The organism is Micromonospora globispora, from assembly GCF_003857015.1.
GTDB lineage: Bacteria > Actinomycetota > Actinomycetes > Mycobacteriales > Micromonosporaceae > Micromonospora > Micromonospora globispora.
This window is the reverse complement of the sequence record NZ_QGGF01000412.1, coordinates 1-14,577: the sequence shown is the minus strand read 5'-3', so window position 1 is coordinate 14,577 and position 14,577 is coordinate 1. Positions and strand designations below refer to the sequence as shown.

Genomic DNA, 14,577 nt, shown 5'->3' with positions numbered 1-14,577 from the left:
GCCGGGTGCGGCGCTGCTCGCGGCCGCGGCCGGGGACGCCGCCGCCGCGGAGCGGCTCGTGGCCCGCGCGATCAGCGTGTACCGGCCCGCCCGGCGACGCTGACCGGCGGGCGACACAGCACCCACTGGGGGCGCGGCCCGCCGAAACGGGGGTGGATCAGCGGTCAGAGCCAGCTGAACAGGTGCCGGGGCAGTAGCGCGTAGCCGACGAAGGCGACCACGTCGAGCAGCGTGTGCGCGATGATCAGCGGCAGCACCCGGCGGGTGCGGAGGAAGAAGAGGCTGAAGATCACGCCCATCACCGCGTTGCCGACGAACGCGCCGAAGCCCTGGTAGAGGTGGTAGGAGCCGCGCAGCAGGGCGCTCGCCGCGACCACCGCGCCGAGCCGCCACTGGAGCTGCCGCAGCCGGGTGACCAGGTAGCCGACCACGATCACCTCCTCCAGCACGGCGTTCTGCACGGCGGCGAGGATCAGCACCGGCACCGCCCACCAGAGGTGCCGCAGGCCGGCCGGGACGACGGTGGCGTTGATGCCGAGCTGCGCCGCCGCCCAGAACAGCGCGAGGCCGGGCAGGCCGATCAGCGCCGCCAGGCCGGCACCCCAGGCCAGGTCCGGCCCCGGCCGTCGCAGGTCGACCCCGAGGGTCCGCGCCGGGTCGCCCGGGTCCCGCGCCAGCAGGTGTACGGCGAGCAGCACCGGCAGCAGCGCGAAGAGGATGCCGAGCAGCTGGTACGTCAGGTCGAGGTAGGGCCGGGCCGCCTGGGTCGCGTTCAGCGTGGCGGTCTGCTTCGACAGCGGTACGGCCGCGGTCACCCTGGCGATGATCTCGACCAGCGCGTAGACGGCCGACCTGCCGAGGGACAGGCCCAGCACGAGCAGCACCTCGATGCCGAGGACCCGGCGGATCACCGGGCGGGTGAGCTCCTCAACGGTCACCGCACCACTCTGCCCCACCGGCGGCCGGATCGACACGACCCACCGGGAGTGTGAGACCGTCGCACATTCTGTGCGACCGGTGCGCACGCTGCGTGGACATCCTGTGGAGGCCCGATCCGCCGTCAGAAGGAGCGTGCCCCTGTGGAGGACTTCGCGCGGCTGTTGAAGGAGAGCTGGGCCCTGGTGGAGGAGGACCGGGAACGGCTGAGTGCACACTTCTTCGCCCGGCTCTTCCTCCTCGACCCCGAGCTGCGCCACCACTTCCCGGTGCAGCTCAACGGGCAGGGCGATCGCGTCCTGGATGCCATCGTCACGGCCACCCAGACGGTCGGCGATCCGGAGAGCTTCGACGGGTACCTGCGCGCCCTGGGCCGGGACCACCGCAAGTACCAGATCGAGGCGAAGCACTACGAGACGATGGGCGTGGCGCTGCTGGACGCGCTGCGCAGCATCGCCGGCGACGGCTGGAACCTGGAGTACGACCAGGCGTGGCGGGAGGCGTACGCGCGGATCAGCGAGAAGATGCTGGCCGGCGCCGCAGCGGACGAGAACCCGCCGTACTGGCATGGCGAGGTGCTGACCCACGAGCGGCACGGCCGGGACATGGCGGTGCTGACCGTACGTGCCCTGCAGCATCCGCTGCCCTGGAAGGCCGGCCAGTACGTCAGCATCGAGGTGCCCCGCTACCACCCGCAGGTCTGGCGGAGGTACTCGGTGGCGAACGCCCCGAACGACGACAACGTGCTGGAGTTCCACATCCGTACGACGGCCGGGGCGGGCTGGGTCTCCGGCGCGCTGGTGCGCCGCACCAAGCCGGGGGACCTGCTCCGGCTCGCCGCGCCGATGGGGTCGATGACGCTGGACCGCTCGTCCACCCGGGACGTCCTCTGCGTTGCCGGTGGGGTGGGGCTGGCCCCGATCAAGGCGCTGGTGGAGGAGCTGACCGCGGTCAACCGGACCCGCTGGGTGCACGTCTTCTACGGCGCCCGGCGCCGGGAGCAGCTGTACGGCCTGCCCCAGCTCCAGGAGCTGGTGGCGACGTACCCGTGGTTGTCGGTGACGCCGGCGTGCAGCGACGACCTGAGCTTCGACGGCGAGCTGGGCGACATCTCGGAGGTGGTCACCCGGTACGGGCCGTGGACGACGCACGACTGCTACGTCTCCGGCTCGGCAGCGATGGTCCGGGCCACCCTGCGCGCGCTGGCCGAGGACGAGGTTCCGGCACACAACATCCGGTACGACACCTTCGGCGACCTGTAGACCTTCCTCCCCCGAGCCGGGTCGCGTGCCCTCCCCGCTGGGGCACGCGACCCGGCCCTCTTTTCGGGCCTGGGCGGGCCGGGCCCGGGGGATCAGTAGCGCCAGGGGTGCCCGGCCTCCCGGTACTCCTCCACCGGCACCAGCGGCACCCCCGGTGCCATCCGGTCCACGTAGAGCCGCCCCTCCAGGTGGTCGATCTCGTGCGCCACCAGCCGGGCCACCGCGTACTCGAAAGACGTGATGATCCGGCTGCCGTCCCACTGGGCGTGCTCCACGTCGATCCGCAGCGGGCGGGGCACCAGCCCCCGGTGGTCGAAGAAGGAGAGGCAGCCCTCGTACTGCTCGTCGGTGTCCGGCGCGGCGTCGACCACCCGCGGGTTGAGCAGGACGACGGGCTCGGCGGAGCGGTCGGCGGGGCGTACCACGGCGGCGGCCCAGCCGAGGCCGAGCTGCGGGGCGGCCCGCTCCTCCCGCGCCAGGTCGAACGGGCGGGCGGGCTGTCGGAGCCGGTCGTCGCCGCGCTGAAGGATGTCGATCCCGCGCATCCGGTCGCTGGCCCGGGCCCCGGCCGGACCGTCGGGCTCGGGTTCGGGCGGCCGGCTCCGGAACCGCCACTGGAGGCGGTAGCGGGCGTTCAGCGGGAGGTCGTCGGTGGCCCAGTCGAAGAGCGCCCGGCCGCCCTCGTCGTGCCGATGGATCGGCGTACGCAGTGGCCCCTCTTCGGACGAGAGGGAGGTCTCCACCCCCCACACCTGCGGGTCGAGCCCGACAGGGAGGTCCAGCCGGACGGCGAGGTGCCGGGTGGGCAGGCGGACCGCCCGCTGGAACCAGGGACCCCACTTCTCCTGCCCCACCTGGTACGCGTACTCGATGGTGACCCGGTCGCCAAGGTAGAGCGGGAAGCGGCCGTCGGCGTTCTCAAAGAGCAGCCAGATCTCCTTGAACGCGTCCCGGTCGTGCTTGGCCCGCCAGTGCATCGGCTCCCGCTCGCCCCCGTCGTCCCGGTACGCCCGCAGTTGCAGCTCGGTGAAGGTGAGCGGGTGCTCCCGGTGGTGCCGGTTCGACCGGCCTGGGTCGTTGGGGTAGCGGTCGACGGCCACCCGGACCAGGTAGCGGGTGACCGGCTCGGTGCCGGCGTTGTAGAGCTCGCGACGGATCACGCAGTGGTAGCCGTCGTCGGCGTGGCGCAGGGTGGCGATCTCGCGCTCGACCACCAGCCCGGTGCCGGGCGGCAGCCACTGGCCGGGTACCTCCCGCTGCCCGGCGCCGGAGCGGGCGTGCCGCAGCCGGTCGTACTCCCGGAAGCGCTGCCAGATCGCGCCGCTGGCCGCCAGGACGGCCTCGGCCCGGCGGGCGAAGTCCTCGGTGGGCCGGTGCCGGCGGCCCTCGACATGGCTGACGTACGACGGGTCGAAGCCCATCAGGGCGGCGAGTTGCTTCTTGGACAACCCGCGGCCGGTGCGGTGCCGGGCGAGTTCAGCCGCGAACGAGTCGGCGGCCCGCTCGATGGGTGAGGTCGTCATCGGCTTCTTCGGGGCCGGGGACACCAGTCTCACCGTGGGTGGCCGAACGTGCACAGAAAGTGCCTCATTGTCGACACTTACCTTGACAGTCGAGCTATCCCCGTCGATGCTGGCGCAGCCCGCCCGGCGGGCCGCCCCGTTTTCCGCGCGCCCCGCCGGGTAGTAGGCCGACACGCCCGCCCGACCGCGAAGTGACCGGGACCTCTCGATCCGCCCTCGGTGCAACTTCCCCCGGTCCGCGAGCTGTGGTTAGGCTAGCCTTAGCTACGACAGCACGTGCCGAACGGCGAGCGACCAGACAGGGGACGGACCAGTGACAGCGGTGATGCCGATGCGGGACGTCGCCGCACCGCTCGCCCCGGTGACCGCGACCCTGCGGGCCATGTTCGGGACCGACGACCTGCCCGGGCTCGCGCCCGGCCTGCTCGTCACCACCGACGAGCCGCGCTGGACGCCGGCGACCCGGCTGGTGGACGGGACGCTGCTGCCCGAGTTTCTGCGCGCCGCGACCGTGCGCTGGGGCGGCACCCCGCACGCCTGCGCCGCGCTGGCCTGGAAGTCGTACAGCTACTGGACGGCGCTGCCGGTCGTGCTGGGCTGGGCCTCCGCCCGACGGGTGCCGCTGCTCGGCCCGGCCGACGTCCTGATCCACTTCGAGGACCACCGGCCGCTGCTCACCCTCGGCCTGCGCCGCTCCACCACGGTCGCGGTGCTGCCGAGCGACCCGCTGGCCCTGACCGACGCGCCGGAGGTCCGGGTCGTCGCCGACGAGGCCGAACTGCTCGCCGCGCTCCGCGCCTCGCTGCTCGACGCCCACCTCTCCCCGCTGATCGCCGCGATCCAGGCCGAGGTCCGGATCGGCACCCGTACCCTGCTCGGCTCGGTCGCCTCCGGCATCGCCCACGGCATCCTGCGGGCCGCCGACACGCTCCCCGGCCCCTCGGTCCGCAGCATCGAGACGCTGCTCGACGCGCTAGACCTGGCCGACCTGATCGAGCTGGTGCCCGGCCCGGCGGGCGAGCCCACCGTGCAGCGCCGGACCTGCTGCCTGGCCTTCACCCTGCCCCGGCCGAAGATCTGCCAGGGCTGCTGCGTCCGCCCCGCCTGATCCCGACGCCTCGACGGCGATCAGTCGACCAGCGGGCGGACGTCCCAGAGCCACACCCCGCCGTTGAGGACCGGCGTGATGCCGGTCAACTCGGTCATCGCCCGGCGTAGCGCCTCGGCCTGCTTGAGCCGCGGGTCGAGGATCACCGCGCCGGCCCGCCAGTAGCGCAGGTCGTCCACGGCGGCGACCCGGTCCTGCGGCGTGATCGGCGGCACGGCGTCGGTACGCCGGACGGTGGAAAAGTAGCTGCTGGTGGGCCGTGGGGTTGCGCTGAAGAGGGCGACCCGTCCGGCGCCCGGCCGGGTGTCGGGGGCCAGGAAGTAGCCCCGCGCCAACGGCATCTCCAGCCGGGTCTCGGCGGACCAGCGCAGCGGGTCGGGATAGGTGGTGTCCGGGGTCGGCAGCGTGACGATGCTGCGCCCACCCGCCACGTACGGGCGCCAGGCGCCGGAGGTGACGAACCCGGGCGTCGGGTCCAGGCGTATCGAGGGGAGCGGGGTCGGCAGGATCGGCAGCAGGGCCATCGCCAGCACGGTGGCGGTGGCGAACCAGATCTGCGGGCGGGCGTCGGGGTGCCGCCGGGCCAACGTCCGGGCCTGCTCCGCGCCGAGCGCGAGCAGCACCCCGATGATCGGGGTCAGCGCGAGCGACCACCGGGTGGGCACCACCGAGTGCAGGATCGGCAACTTCTCCAGCGGCGCCCAGGGTCCGGGAATGCCGGTCTCCCGGCCGTCGAGGCGGATCTCCCGGCCGAGGGAGAAGAGGGCGAAGATCAGGCCGAGCGCGGCCAGGCCGAGCACCACCGGACTGCGCCGCAGCCACCAGACCAGCGCGGCCACGAGGACCACCAGCGGCCAGCCGAAGAATGCGTTCTCCTCGGTCGCGTTCTTCGCCAGGCGCGCGCTGCTGCGGGCGTCACCCGCCACGGACTCGCGGGACCAGGCGAAGAAGGCGGCGAGGTCGGTGCGGTAGCCGCGGATCAGGGGGGACAGCCCCCGGTACGCGCCAGGCCCGAAGAACTGCACGTGGAGCGGGTACGCCAGCAGCACCCCGGCCACCGCGGCCGCGACGCCCAGCCCGGCGCAGAACGGCCGGACCCTTCGGCGCAGCTCGGGACGGCCGAGTGCGAGCGCGGTCACCACGACCCCGAGCCCGATCGCCGTCATCAGCAGGATCTCCAGGTTGATGAAGGCCTGCCAGACGACGAGCAGCCCGAGCAGTACGCCGTTGCGCAGCCAACGCCCCGGTTCGGCGAGGCGCAGCGTCCGCCAGACGATCAGGGGCACCACGAACTGGGAGACGATGTTCGGGTGGGCGTTGGCGTGCGAGACCATCGCGGGCGCGAACGCGCAGAAACCGGCCCCCAGCCAGGCCGGTCCCCGGCTGCCGATCACCACCCGGGAGAGGACGAAGTACCAGGCGATGCCGGTGGCGATCATTCCGGCGGTGAGAAAGACCAGGAAAGCCGCTCGGGGGCCGAACAGAAGGGTGATCGGCGTCATTGGGAGTGAAACGGATAATACGGACGTATTCGCCATGAGATTGACGCCGTCCGGCACATTCATCCGATCCGAAGTGAACGGATATGCGAAGTGCGTCACCACCCGTGCGCCGTGCGCCATCATCCATTCGAATTGCGCCTGATCGTTACGGTTGTCCCGAATTCCGTGGGAGGGGCACACCCAGAACCGTGCGGTCACCCAGAAGGCGAGCAGCGCGAAGCTGAGCACGGCGGCGACGTCGACCCACCGCCCCTGCCCGGTCCAGCCACTCCGCTCGGACCCTTCCTCGACCGGGCCGGCGACAGTCAGGTCCGATTCAGGAGTAGTCATAACAATTCGGAGCGTAGTCAGGTTTTTCACGGCCGTGACATGTTTCCGGGTTCTCGGTACTATCTGCCGGGTTCGCCGACCGCCGATCACGTGCCCACCCCCGACCGCAATTCGGCCACCCCCGGTGTCCCGATTCCCACACCATCCCTCCCGGATGGTTGACTCTGTCGGTCCAGGCGCGGGTCAGTCATATCGTGAGGAATCGACGCATGGCAGATATCACTGGGGATCAGCGCATCCAGTCGGAGGTGCTCGAAGGCCTGGCAACGGCGGTCAACCACCGCAGGTGGTTCGTCGAGCTGGCGGTGCCCTACCTCGGTGACAACCCCATCGAGATCGGCAGCGGCCTGGGCGACTACGCCCTGGAGTGGTCGGAGCACCTGCCCCGGTTCACCGCCACCGAGGCGGACCCGGACCGGCTGGTCCTGCTGAAGGAGCGCCTCGCCGGGCACCCGACCGTCGAGGTCCGGCAGATGCTGCTGCCCCAATCGGACCGCGGCGACTACAGCGCGGCCGTGTCGTACAACGTGCTGGAGCACATCGAGGACCACGTGGGCGCGCTGCGCAGCATGCGCGACCTGGTCCGGCCCGGCGGCGCCGTGGTGATCATCGTGCCGGCGTTCCAGTTCGCGATGAGCCCGGCCGACATCGCCACCGGCCACGTCCGGCGGTACACGAAGAAGACCCTCGCCGCGGCGATGACCGAGGCCGGCCTGACCGTCGAGAAGATCCACTACGCGAACGCGCTGGGCCTGATCGGGTACTTCATGGCGACCAAGGTCTTCCGGCTGATGCCGAAGGAGGGCCCGATGGTCAAGATCTACGACACCCTCGTCCTGCCCGCCACCAAGGCAGCCGAGCAGAAGCTCCGCCCCCCGTTCGGCCAGTCCGTCTTCGCCGTCGCCCGCGTCCCGAGCTGACCACGCACGACACACCGAGGGGCCACCGCGACCCGCGGCGGCCCCTCGTCACGTCACGGCAGGCGTCCGGTCACTCCTTGACCTGGTACGTCGGGCGGATGACCGCCCGGGCCAGGGTGTGGAACGCCAGGTTGAAGCCGACGAACGCCGGGCTGGCGCCCGGGCCGACGTCGAGGCGCTCGACGTCGACCGCGTGCACCGCGAAGACGTACCGGTGCGGGCGGTCCCCGGGCGGCGGCGCCGCACCGCCGTAGCTGGTGTCGCCGTAGTCGTTGCGAATACTGAACGCGCCGCCGAGGTCGCTCTCCTTGACCCCGCGGGGCAGCTCGGTCACCGACGGGGGCACGTCGACCAGCACCCAGTGCCAGAAGCCGCTGCCCGTGGGGGCGTCGGGGTCGAAGCAGGTCACCACGAAGCTCTTGGTTTCGGCGGGAAAGCCGGACCAGGCCAGGTGCGGGGAGACATTCTGGCCGCCGGCGCTGCCGTGCGCGTACCGCGCGTCCATCGGCTCGCCGTTGGGCACGTCGTCACTGGTCAGGGTGAACGACGGCACGGTGGGCAGCAGCTCGTACGGGTCCGGGGCGATCGGTCGTTCCAGGGTCATCGGGACGGTCCTTCCGGTACGCGGATTCCTGCGCCCCTTCTTACCCCTTCCGCGCCCCGGTGCGAACCGAAAGCGCGTCGTGTCCGATCTCCTACGACACCGGACCCGCGCGGAGGGTGTGGGATTCGAACCCACGAAGGACATCGCTGCCCTTACCGGTTTTCAAGACCAGCGCCATCGGCCACTAGGCGAACCCTCCCGGACGCGCCCCCGAGGGGTACGCGACCGTGCCTAGTCTGCCATGCGCACCCTTCCGGGCGAGCCGGCGTCCCACCCGCACTGCGAGGATGGACCGAGGTGGCAGACCCCTGCGGTGGTGCTGATCAGCGGAATCATGGCCGCCGGCAAGTCCACAGTGGCCGGGCTGCTGGCGCGACGACTCCCCCGGGCGGTGCACCTGCGCGGCGACCTGTTCCGCCGGATGGTGGTCACCGGGCGCGCGGACATGACCGCGCAGCCCTCCGCGGAGGCGTGGCGTCAGCTGCGGTCCCGCTACGACCTCGCCGCGCTGGTCGCCGACCTGGACGCCGAGTTCCGGGCTGACACGCCGCGGATCGGACTCTGGTTGGACACCTCCGCGCAGAGCCCGGCGCAGACGGTGGACGAGATTCTGGCCGGGGCGTGGACGGACGGGCGGATCGGGTAAGACTGGGCCATGCGCGCGATCACGATCCAGAAACCCGGCGGACCCGAGGCGCTCGTCTGGGCCGAGGTGCCCGATCCGGAGCCCGGCCCGGGTGAGGTGATCGTCGACGTGCGGGCCAGCGCGGTGAACCGGGCGGACCTGCTGCAACGGCAGGGGCAGTACCCGCCGCCGCCGGGCGCCCCCGCGTACCCGGGACTTGAGTGCTCCGGGGTGGTCGCCTCGATCGGCCCGGACGTGACCGGCTGGGAGGTCGGCCAGGAGGTCTGTGCGCTGCTGGCCGGCGGCGGGTACGCCGAGCGGGTCGCCGTGCCGGCCGGGCAGCTGCTGCCGGTGCCGGCGGGCGTCGACCTGGTCCATGCGGCGGCCCTGCCCGAGGTCGCCTGCACGGTCTGGTCGAACGTGGTGGCGATCGCCCAGCTGAAGAAGGGCGAGACGCTGCTGGTGCACGGCGGCGGTGGCGGGATCGGCACCTTCGCCATCCAGCTCGGGGTGGCGCTCGGCGCGACGGTGGTGGTGACCGCCCGGGCGGCCAAGCACGAGCGGCTGCGCGAGCTGGGCGCGGCGCACACCATCGACTACCGGGAGCAGGACTTCGTCGAGGAGATCCGCCGGGTCACCGACGGCCGGGGCGCCGACGTCATCCTCGACATCATAGGGGCCGCCTACCTGCCCCGGAACGTGGCGGCGCTGGCCACCGGGGGCCGGCTGGTGGTGATCGGCATGCAGGGCGGGCGCAAGGGCGAGCTGGACCTGGGGATGCTGCTGGCGAAGCGGGCCTCGGTGACGGCGACCGCGCTGCGCTCCCGGCCGCTCGCGGAGAAGGCGGAGATCGTCCGGGGGGTGCGCGAGGAGGTGTGGCCGCTGGTGGAGTCCGGCGCGATCCGGCCGATCGTGGACCGCTGGGTGCGGATGGCCGACGCCGCCGACGCGCACCGCCTGCTGGAGACCAGCGATCACCTGGGGAAGGTGCTGCTGGTCCGGTGACGCCGCCCGCTCAGCCCGCGGTGACGTCCGCGGCGGGGCGGGGCAGCACCAGCCGGGCGCCCGGCCCCTCGCTGGCCAGCGAGTCCTCCGGGTTGTAGAGGGTGCACCGCTGCAACGACAGGCAGCCGCAGCCGATGCAGCCGTCCAGGTCGTCGCGGAGCTTGCCGAGCAGCCGGATCTTCTCGTCCAGCCGGTCCCGCCAGGCGCGGGAGAGGGCGGCCCAGTCGTCCGGGGTCGGGTTACGCGAGGACGGCAGCGAGTCCAGCGCCTCGCGGATCTCGTCCAGCGAGACGCCGACCTGCTGGGAGATCCGGATGAACGCCACCCGGCGCAGCTCGGTGCGGGCGTACCGACGCTGGTTGCCGCCGGTGCGCTCGGCCCGGATCAGGCCGAGCCGCTCGTAGTAGCGGAGCGCCGAGGGCGCCACCCCGCTGCGGGCGGAGAGCTGTCCGATGGTGAGTGATTCGTGCATCACATGCCTTGAGTTGAAGTGCGCTTCAACTTGGAGGCTAGCCGCATGACGATGACGACCGCCACCGACCACACGCTGTCGGGACGCGTCGGCGCGCTGCTGGAGCGGGTACGCGCCGGCCGCGAGTTCGGCGCGAACGTGTACTCGACCCTCGACGTGCTCCAGGTGCTCTACGACCGGGTGTTGCGGATCACTCCGGAGACCGCCGACGACCCGGACCGGGACCGCTTCCTGCTCTCCAAGGGGCACGCGGTCGCCGGCTACTACGCGGTGCTCGCCGCCAAGGGCTTCGTCCCCGTGGAGTGGCTGGACGACCAGGGCGGCCCGGCGAGCCGCCTCGGCGACCACCCGGACAGGCTGCTGGTGCCCGGGGTGGAGATCGGTTCGGGTTCGCTCGGGCACGGCCTCGGGCTCGGCGTGGGCAGCGCCCTCGGGCTGCGGGCCCAGGGCCGGCTCGACCCCCGGGTGTACGTCCTGCTCGGCGACGCGGAACTGGACGAGGGCTCCAACCACGAGGCGATCGCGTACGCCGGGGCGACCGGGCTGGCCAACCTGACCGCGATCGTGCTCGACAACCGGTCGGCGAGCCACGGCTGGCCGGGCGGCGCCGCCAGCCGGTTCACCGTCAACGGCTGGACCGCCGCGACCGTCGACGGCCGCGACCACGAGGCGCTGCACACCGCCCTCACCGGGCACGACAACCACCGGCCGCACGTCGTCGTCGCGGTCGTCACCAACGGGGAGTGACCGTGCGGGAAACCTTCATCGACACCATGACCGACCTGCTGGCCGAGGACCCGCGTACCGCGGTGGTGCTGGCGGACATCTCCGCCGCCGCGTTCGGCCCGGCCGCGCAGCGGCACCCGGACCGGGTGCTCAACGTGGGGATCCGCGAACAGTTGCTGGTGGGCGTGGCCGGAGGGCTCGCGCTGACCGGGCTGCGGCCGGTGGCGCACAGCTACGCGCCGTTCCTCGTCGAGCGGGCGTACGAGCAGATCAAGCTGGACCTGGACCACCAGGGCGTTGGGGCGGTGCTGGTCAGCGTCGGCGCCTCGTACGACCGGGCGGCGGCCGGGCGTACCCACCTGGGACCGGCCGACGTCGCGCTTATCGACACGCTCACCGACTGGACCGTGCACGTGCCGGGGCACCGGGACGAGGTGCCCGCGCTGCTCCGCGCGGCGGTCGCGGCGGACGGGTCGGCGTACCTGCGGCTCTCGACGCAGAGCAACGACATGGCACGCGGCAACGACGGCTCGTTGCAGGTGGTCCGGGACGCCGGGCCGGGCGCGCCGCTGCTGGTGGCGGTCGGGCCCCTGCTGGACCAGGCGCTGGCCGCGGTCGCCGGGCTGCCGGTCACCGTGGCGTACACCCACCGGCCGCGGCCCTTCGACATCGCCGGCCTGCGGGCGCTGGCCGGCACCGAGGTGATCCTGGTGGAGCCGTACCTCTCCGGCACCTCGGCCCGGGTGGTCGGCTCGGCCCTGGCCGACCGGCCGCACCGGCTGCTCACCCTCGGCGTGAGCCGGACCGAGTTGCGGCGTTACGGCTCGCCGGAGGACCACACCCGCTGGCACGGCCTGGACGCCGCCGGCCTGCGCCGCTCGATCGACGCGTTCCTGGCCCCGGCGCTCGTCTGAGCCCCGAAACGCGACAGGACCCCGCGCGCCGGCGAGCCGGGCGGCGGGGTCCTGACGGGTGGTGCGTGGGCGGCGAGCCGGGGTCAGCGCGCGGGAGTGCCGACCGGGCGACGCCGGGCGCGCTCGCGGCCCAGGATCCAGATCGCCTCGACGCCGTCCTTCCAGGTGATCTTCTTGCCCTCTTCGCGGCCCCGGGCGCGGTAGCTGATCGGCACCTCGTAGGGGCGGATCTTCTGGCGCAGCAGCTTGCCGGTGACCTCGGCCTCCATGCCGAAGCCGCGCGACTTGATCTGGAGCGAGCGGTACAGCTCGACCGGCATCAACTTGAAGCAGGTCTCCAGGTCGCCGATGTAGGAGTTGTAGAGCACGTTGGCGGCCAGGGTGACGCCCTTGTTGCCCATCACGTACCAGAAGCTGTAGGAGCTGTGGCTGCCGAAGGTCCGATTCCCGTAGACCACGGTGGCCCGCCCGTCGAGCACCGGCTCCAGCAGGCGCGGGATGTCCTGCGGGTCGTACTCGAGGTCGGCGTCGAGGATGACCATGTACTCACCCTCGGCGTTGTCGACGGCGGTCTTGATGGCCGCGCCCTTGCCGGAGTTGCGTTGGTGGGTGATGACCCGCAGCCGCGCGTCGTCCATCCGACCGAGAACCTCGGAGGTGCCGTCCCGGCTGCCGTCGTCGACGACGACGAGCTCGATCTCGCACGGGTAATCGACCGCCAATGCCTGCTTAAGGGCATCCGCGATGCGTTCTTCCTCGTTGTAGACCGGCATGAGGATCGAGAGCTTCACGGCATCTCCACGGTGGCGACAGTAAATCGGCCCTAGCGTAGCTTGGCCGATTGTGGCAGCGCAGCCCGCCACCTGGGCATTCCGGGTCACACTGCCCGCCGCCGGCTTTCATGATCATCATCGGGCCGTCCCATCCGCGCTGGTCACGGGCTCGCGACCGGCGAACCGGCGAGGCGCCGGGATGCCGGCTCCCGCGGGCGCCGGAGTCCCGACACCCTCGGTTCGGTCGGCCCGGCCGGACCACTCGGCCCAGCCGGGCCATCCGTCCGGCCACCTTCGACGATGACGCTCCGCTACCGTTCGCTCACCGCTTGACGGGGATCACGATCAGGCGGGCGACCCCGCCGTCGCCGTCCTTCGCGCCGGCCACCCCGATGGTGGTACCGACGGTGATGTCGCTCGACTGCACCGTGGTGCGCCGCTCGATGACCCGCAGCTTGTCGCCGAAGGTCCACGTCATGGTGAAGCCGTCGGTGGACTTGATGGTCATCGAGTCGCCGTCGATCGCGGTCACCTCACCGCGCTGCACCGCCACGGTCTTCGTACCGCCGTCCCTCGTCTGGACCACGACCTCGCCGTGCAGGATGTTCTGCCGCAGCAGCACCCGGGCCCGGTGCCGCTTGCGCCACTCCTGACCGCGCTCGCCGCGCTCCTTTCCGGGACCGGCCTGGTCGCCCGGCGCACCGGAGGTCGAGGGGGCCGGATCGGCGACCTGCTCCACGTCCAGGTCCGCGGCATCGAAGCCCATCGCGGCGAGCGCCTGCCCGTCCACTCCTGCGGCGGCCGCCACCTCGACGGCGGTCTCCCTCGCCGCGCCCTGTGCCACCTGGGCGGGGCCGCAGCCGGTGACGCCGAGCGCGACCGCCGCGAGCAGCGTGGTGGTGGCGGTGGCGATTCCCCAACGTTCCATGACTCTCCCTCTCGTCCGTGGTGCCACCAGCGTGCCCCGCCCGGATGGGCGCGGCGTCAGGCCGATGTTCGGGTCAGGTAAGGATCCCCGGGCAGCCGGACGGTGAAGGCCGCCCCGCCCTCCGCGGCGTGCCCCGCGGCGATGTCGCCGCCGAGCCGGCGGACCAGCCCGGCGGCGAGCGCCAGCCCGAGGCCGCTGCCCACCTTGCGCACCCCCCGGTACCGCTGGTGCAGCGCGCCACGCTCGAAGGCCACCGCGAGGTCGTCGTCGGTGAAGCCCGGTCCGCCGTCGCGGACCTCCACGACCCCGCCGGCCGCCGGGGTGGCGCCGGCCGGCCGGACCGCGAGCACCACCGGCGCCCCCGGCGGTACGACCCGCAGGGCGTTCTCCAGCAGCCCGTCCACCACCTGTCGGATCCGTCCCGGATCGGTGTACGCGGGCACCGGCGCGTCGGGCGCCTCCACCCGGAACGGCACCCCGACCGCCGCGCACCGGTCGGACCAGGTCCGTTCCACCTCGACGGCCAGCCGGCTCAGGTCGACCGGCACCGGTTCCAGCGGGAAGTCGGCGGCCTCCAGCCGGGCCAACGCCAGCAGGTCGCCGACCAGCCGGTCCAGGTGCTCGGCCTCGGCGAGCATGGTACGGCCGGTGTCCTGTGCCTCGTCCGCGCCGATCACCCCGTCGGCGAGCGCCTCCGCGTAGCCGCGGATCGCCGTCAACGGGGTGCGCAGCTCATGCGAGACCGAGAGCAGGAACTCCCGCTGCCGCCCCTCACTGGTGGCCAGCGCGGCGGCCAGCCCGTTCAACGCGTACGCCAGGTCGGCCACCTCGTCGGGCGGTTCGACCGGTACGCGGACCGCCCGGTCCCCGGCGCGCAGCCGGGCGGCGGCGGTGGCCGCGGTACGGATCGGCCGGGCCAGCCGGCGGGCGAGCAGCAGCCCGGCCGATC

General features: G+C 72.6%; 15 protein-coding genes and 1 tRNA gene. 7 read left to right on the top strand and 9 right to left on the bottom strand.

The genetic code is table 11. From position 1 onward, the window contains the following. Nucleotides 1–164: 164 nt before the first annotated feature. Nucleotides 165–938, bottom strand: coding sequence for a CPBP family intramembrane glutamic endopeptidase (locus DKL51_RS22340; RefSeq protein ID WP_109942936.1), 774 nt, complete (start codon nucleotides 936–938; stop codon nucleotides 165–167). A 141-nt stretch (nucleotides 939–1,079) separates the two neighbouring features. Between DKL51_RS22340 and DKL51_RS22335 the strand changes: the two genes are divergently transcribed. Further along, nucleotides 1,080–2,198, top strand: a complete 1,119-nt coding sequence (locus tag DKL51_RS22335; protein ID WP_109942932.1) for a globin domain-containing protein — start codon at nucleotides 1,080–1,082, stop codon at nucleotides 2,196–2,198. A 92-nt stretch (nucleotides 2,199–2,290) separates the two neighbouring features. Here DKL51_RS22335 and DKL51_RS22330 read toward each other — a convergent pair whose 3' ends face one another. Further along, complete coding sequence (locus DKL51_RS22330; RefSeq protein WP_124812448.1) at nucleotides 2,291–3,721, bottom strand: peptide deformylase; 1,431 nt, start codon at nucleotides 3,719–3,721, stop codon at nucleotides 2,291–2,293. A 325-nt stretch (nucleotides 3,722–4,046) separates the two neighbouring features. Here DKL51_RS22330 and DKL51_RS22325 point away from each other — a divergent pair, with 325 nt between their 5' ends. Beyond that, the gene (locus DKL51_RS22325) at nucleotides 4,047–4,829 is read left to right on the top strand and encodes an IucA/IucC family C-terminal-domain containing protein (protein ID WP_109942935.1); all 783 of its coding nucleotides are present in this window, start codon (nucleotides 4,047–4,049) and stop codon (nucleotides 4,827–4,829) included. Between the two features lie 20 nt (nucleotides 4,830–4,849). On the opposite strand, the gene DKL51_RS22320 is transcribed toward DKL51_RS22325, so the two are convergent. Further along, the gene (locus tag DKL51_RS22320) at nucleotides 4,850–6,661 is read right to left on the bottom strand and encodes a DUF6311 domain-containing protein (protein ID WP_423790638.1); all 1,812 of its coding nucleotides are present in this window, start codon (nucleotides 6,659–6,661) and stop codon (nucleotides 4,850–4,852) included. A gap of 209 nt (nucleotides 6,662–6,870) precedes the next feature. Here DKL51_RS22320 and DKL51_RS22315 point away from each other — a divergent pair, with 209 nt between their 5' ends. Next, the gene (locus tag DKL51_RS22315; RefSeq protein ID WP_109942930.1) at nucleotides 6,871–7,581 is read left to right on the top strand and encodes a class I SAM-dependent methyltransferase; all 711 of its coding nucleotides are present in this window, start codon (nucleotides 6,871–6,873) and stop codon (nucleotides 7,579–7,581) included. A gap of 70 nt (nucleotides 7,582–7,651) precedes the next feature. Here DKL51_RS22315 and DKL51_RS22310 read toward each other — a convergent pair whose 3' ends face one another. Further along, the gene (locus DKL51_RS22310) at nucleotides 7,652–8,185 is read right to left on the bottom strand and encodes a YbhB/YbcL family Raf kinase inhibitor-like protein (RefSeq protein WP_109965042.1); all 534 of its coding nucleotides are present in this window, start codon (nucleotides 8,183–8,185) and stop codon (nucleotides 7,652–7,654) included. Between the two features lie 110 nt (nucleotides 8,186–8,295). Beyond that, nucleotides 8,296–8,384: transfer RNA gene (locus DKL51_RS22305), tRNA-Ser, on the bottom strand. A 42-nt stretch (nucleotides 8,385–8,426) separates the two neighbouring features. On the opposite strand from DKL51_RS22305, the gene DKL51_RS22300 reads away from it, so the two are divergent. Continuing rightward, complete coding sequence (locus DKL51_RS22300; RefSeq protein WP_109965043.1) at nucleotides 8,427–8,831, top strand: zeta toxin family protein; 405 nt, start codon at nucleotides 8,427–8,429, stop codon at nucleotides 8,829–8,831. Between the two features lie 9 nt (nucleotides 8,832–8,840). Then, nucleotides 8,841–9,815 carry an NAD(P)H-quinone oxidoreductase gene (locus tag DKL51_RS22295; protein ID WP_124812447.1) on the top strand — a complete coding sequence of 325 codons (975 nt, stop codon included), beginning with the start codon at nucleotides 8,841–8,843 and terminating at the stop codon, nucleotides 9,813–9,815. A 10-nt stretch (nucleotides 9,816–9,825) separates the two neighbouring features. Here the strand turns inward: DKL51_RS22295 and soxR are convergent, their stop codons facing one another. Continuing rightward, on the bottom strand, nucleotides 9,826–10,287 hold the full coding sequence (soxR, locus tag DKL51_RS22290; protein ID WP_109942926.1) for a redox-sensitive transcriptional activator SoxR: 462 nt from the start codon (nucleotides 10,285–10,287) through the stop codon (nucleotides 9,826–9,828). A gap of 45 nt (nucleotides 10,288–10,332) precedes the next feature. Between soxR and DKL51_RS22285 the strand changes: the two genes are divergently transcribed. Next, nucleotides 10,333–11,034 carry a thiamine pyrophosphate-binding protein gene (locus DKL51_RS22285; RefSeq protein WP_124812446.1) on the top strand — a complete coding sequence of 234 codons (702 nt, stop codon included), beginning with the start codon at nucleotides 10,333–10,335 and terminating at the stop codon, nucleotides 11,032–11,034. A gap of 2 nt (nucleotides 11,035–11,036) precedes the next feature. Then, complete coding sequence (locus DKL51_RS22280; RefSeq protein WP_109965047.1) at nucleotides 11,037–11,927, top strand: transketolase family protein; 891 nt, start codon at nucleotides 11,037–11,039, stop codon at nucleotides 11,925–11,927. 83 nt (nucleotides 11,928–12,010) lie between these two features. Here DKL51_RS22280 and DKL51_RS22275 read toward each other — a convergent pair whose 3' ends face one another. The 3 genes from DKL51_RS22275 to DKL51_RS22265 form a co-directional block, all read right to left on the bottom strand. Further along, nucleotides 12,011–12,718, bottom strand: a complete 708-nt coding sequence (locus DKL51_RS22275) for a glycosyltransferase family 2 protein (RefSeq protein ID WP_109942924.1) — start codon at nucleotides 12,716–12,718, stop codon at nucleotides 12,011–12,013. 304 nt (nucleotides 12,719–13,022) lie between these two features. After that, the gene (locus DKL51_RS22270) at nucleotides 13,023–13,628 is read right to left on the bottom strand and encodes a hypothetical protein (RefSeq protein ID WP_109942923.1); all 606 of its coding nucleotides are present in this window, start codon (nucleotides 13,626–13,628) and stop codon (nucleotides 13,023–13,025) included. Between the two features lie 56 nt (nucleotides 13,629–13,684). Further along, on the bottom strand, nucleotides 13,685–14,577 hold an 893-nt coding region (locus tag DKL51_RS22265), incomplete at its 5' end, for a sensor histidine kinase (protein WP_148097826.1).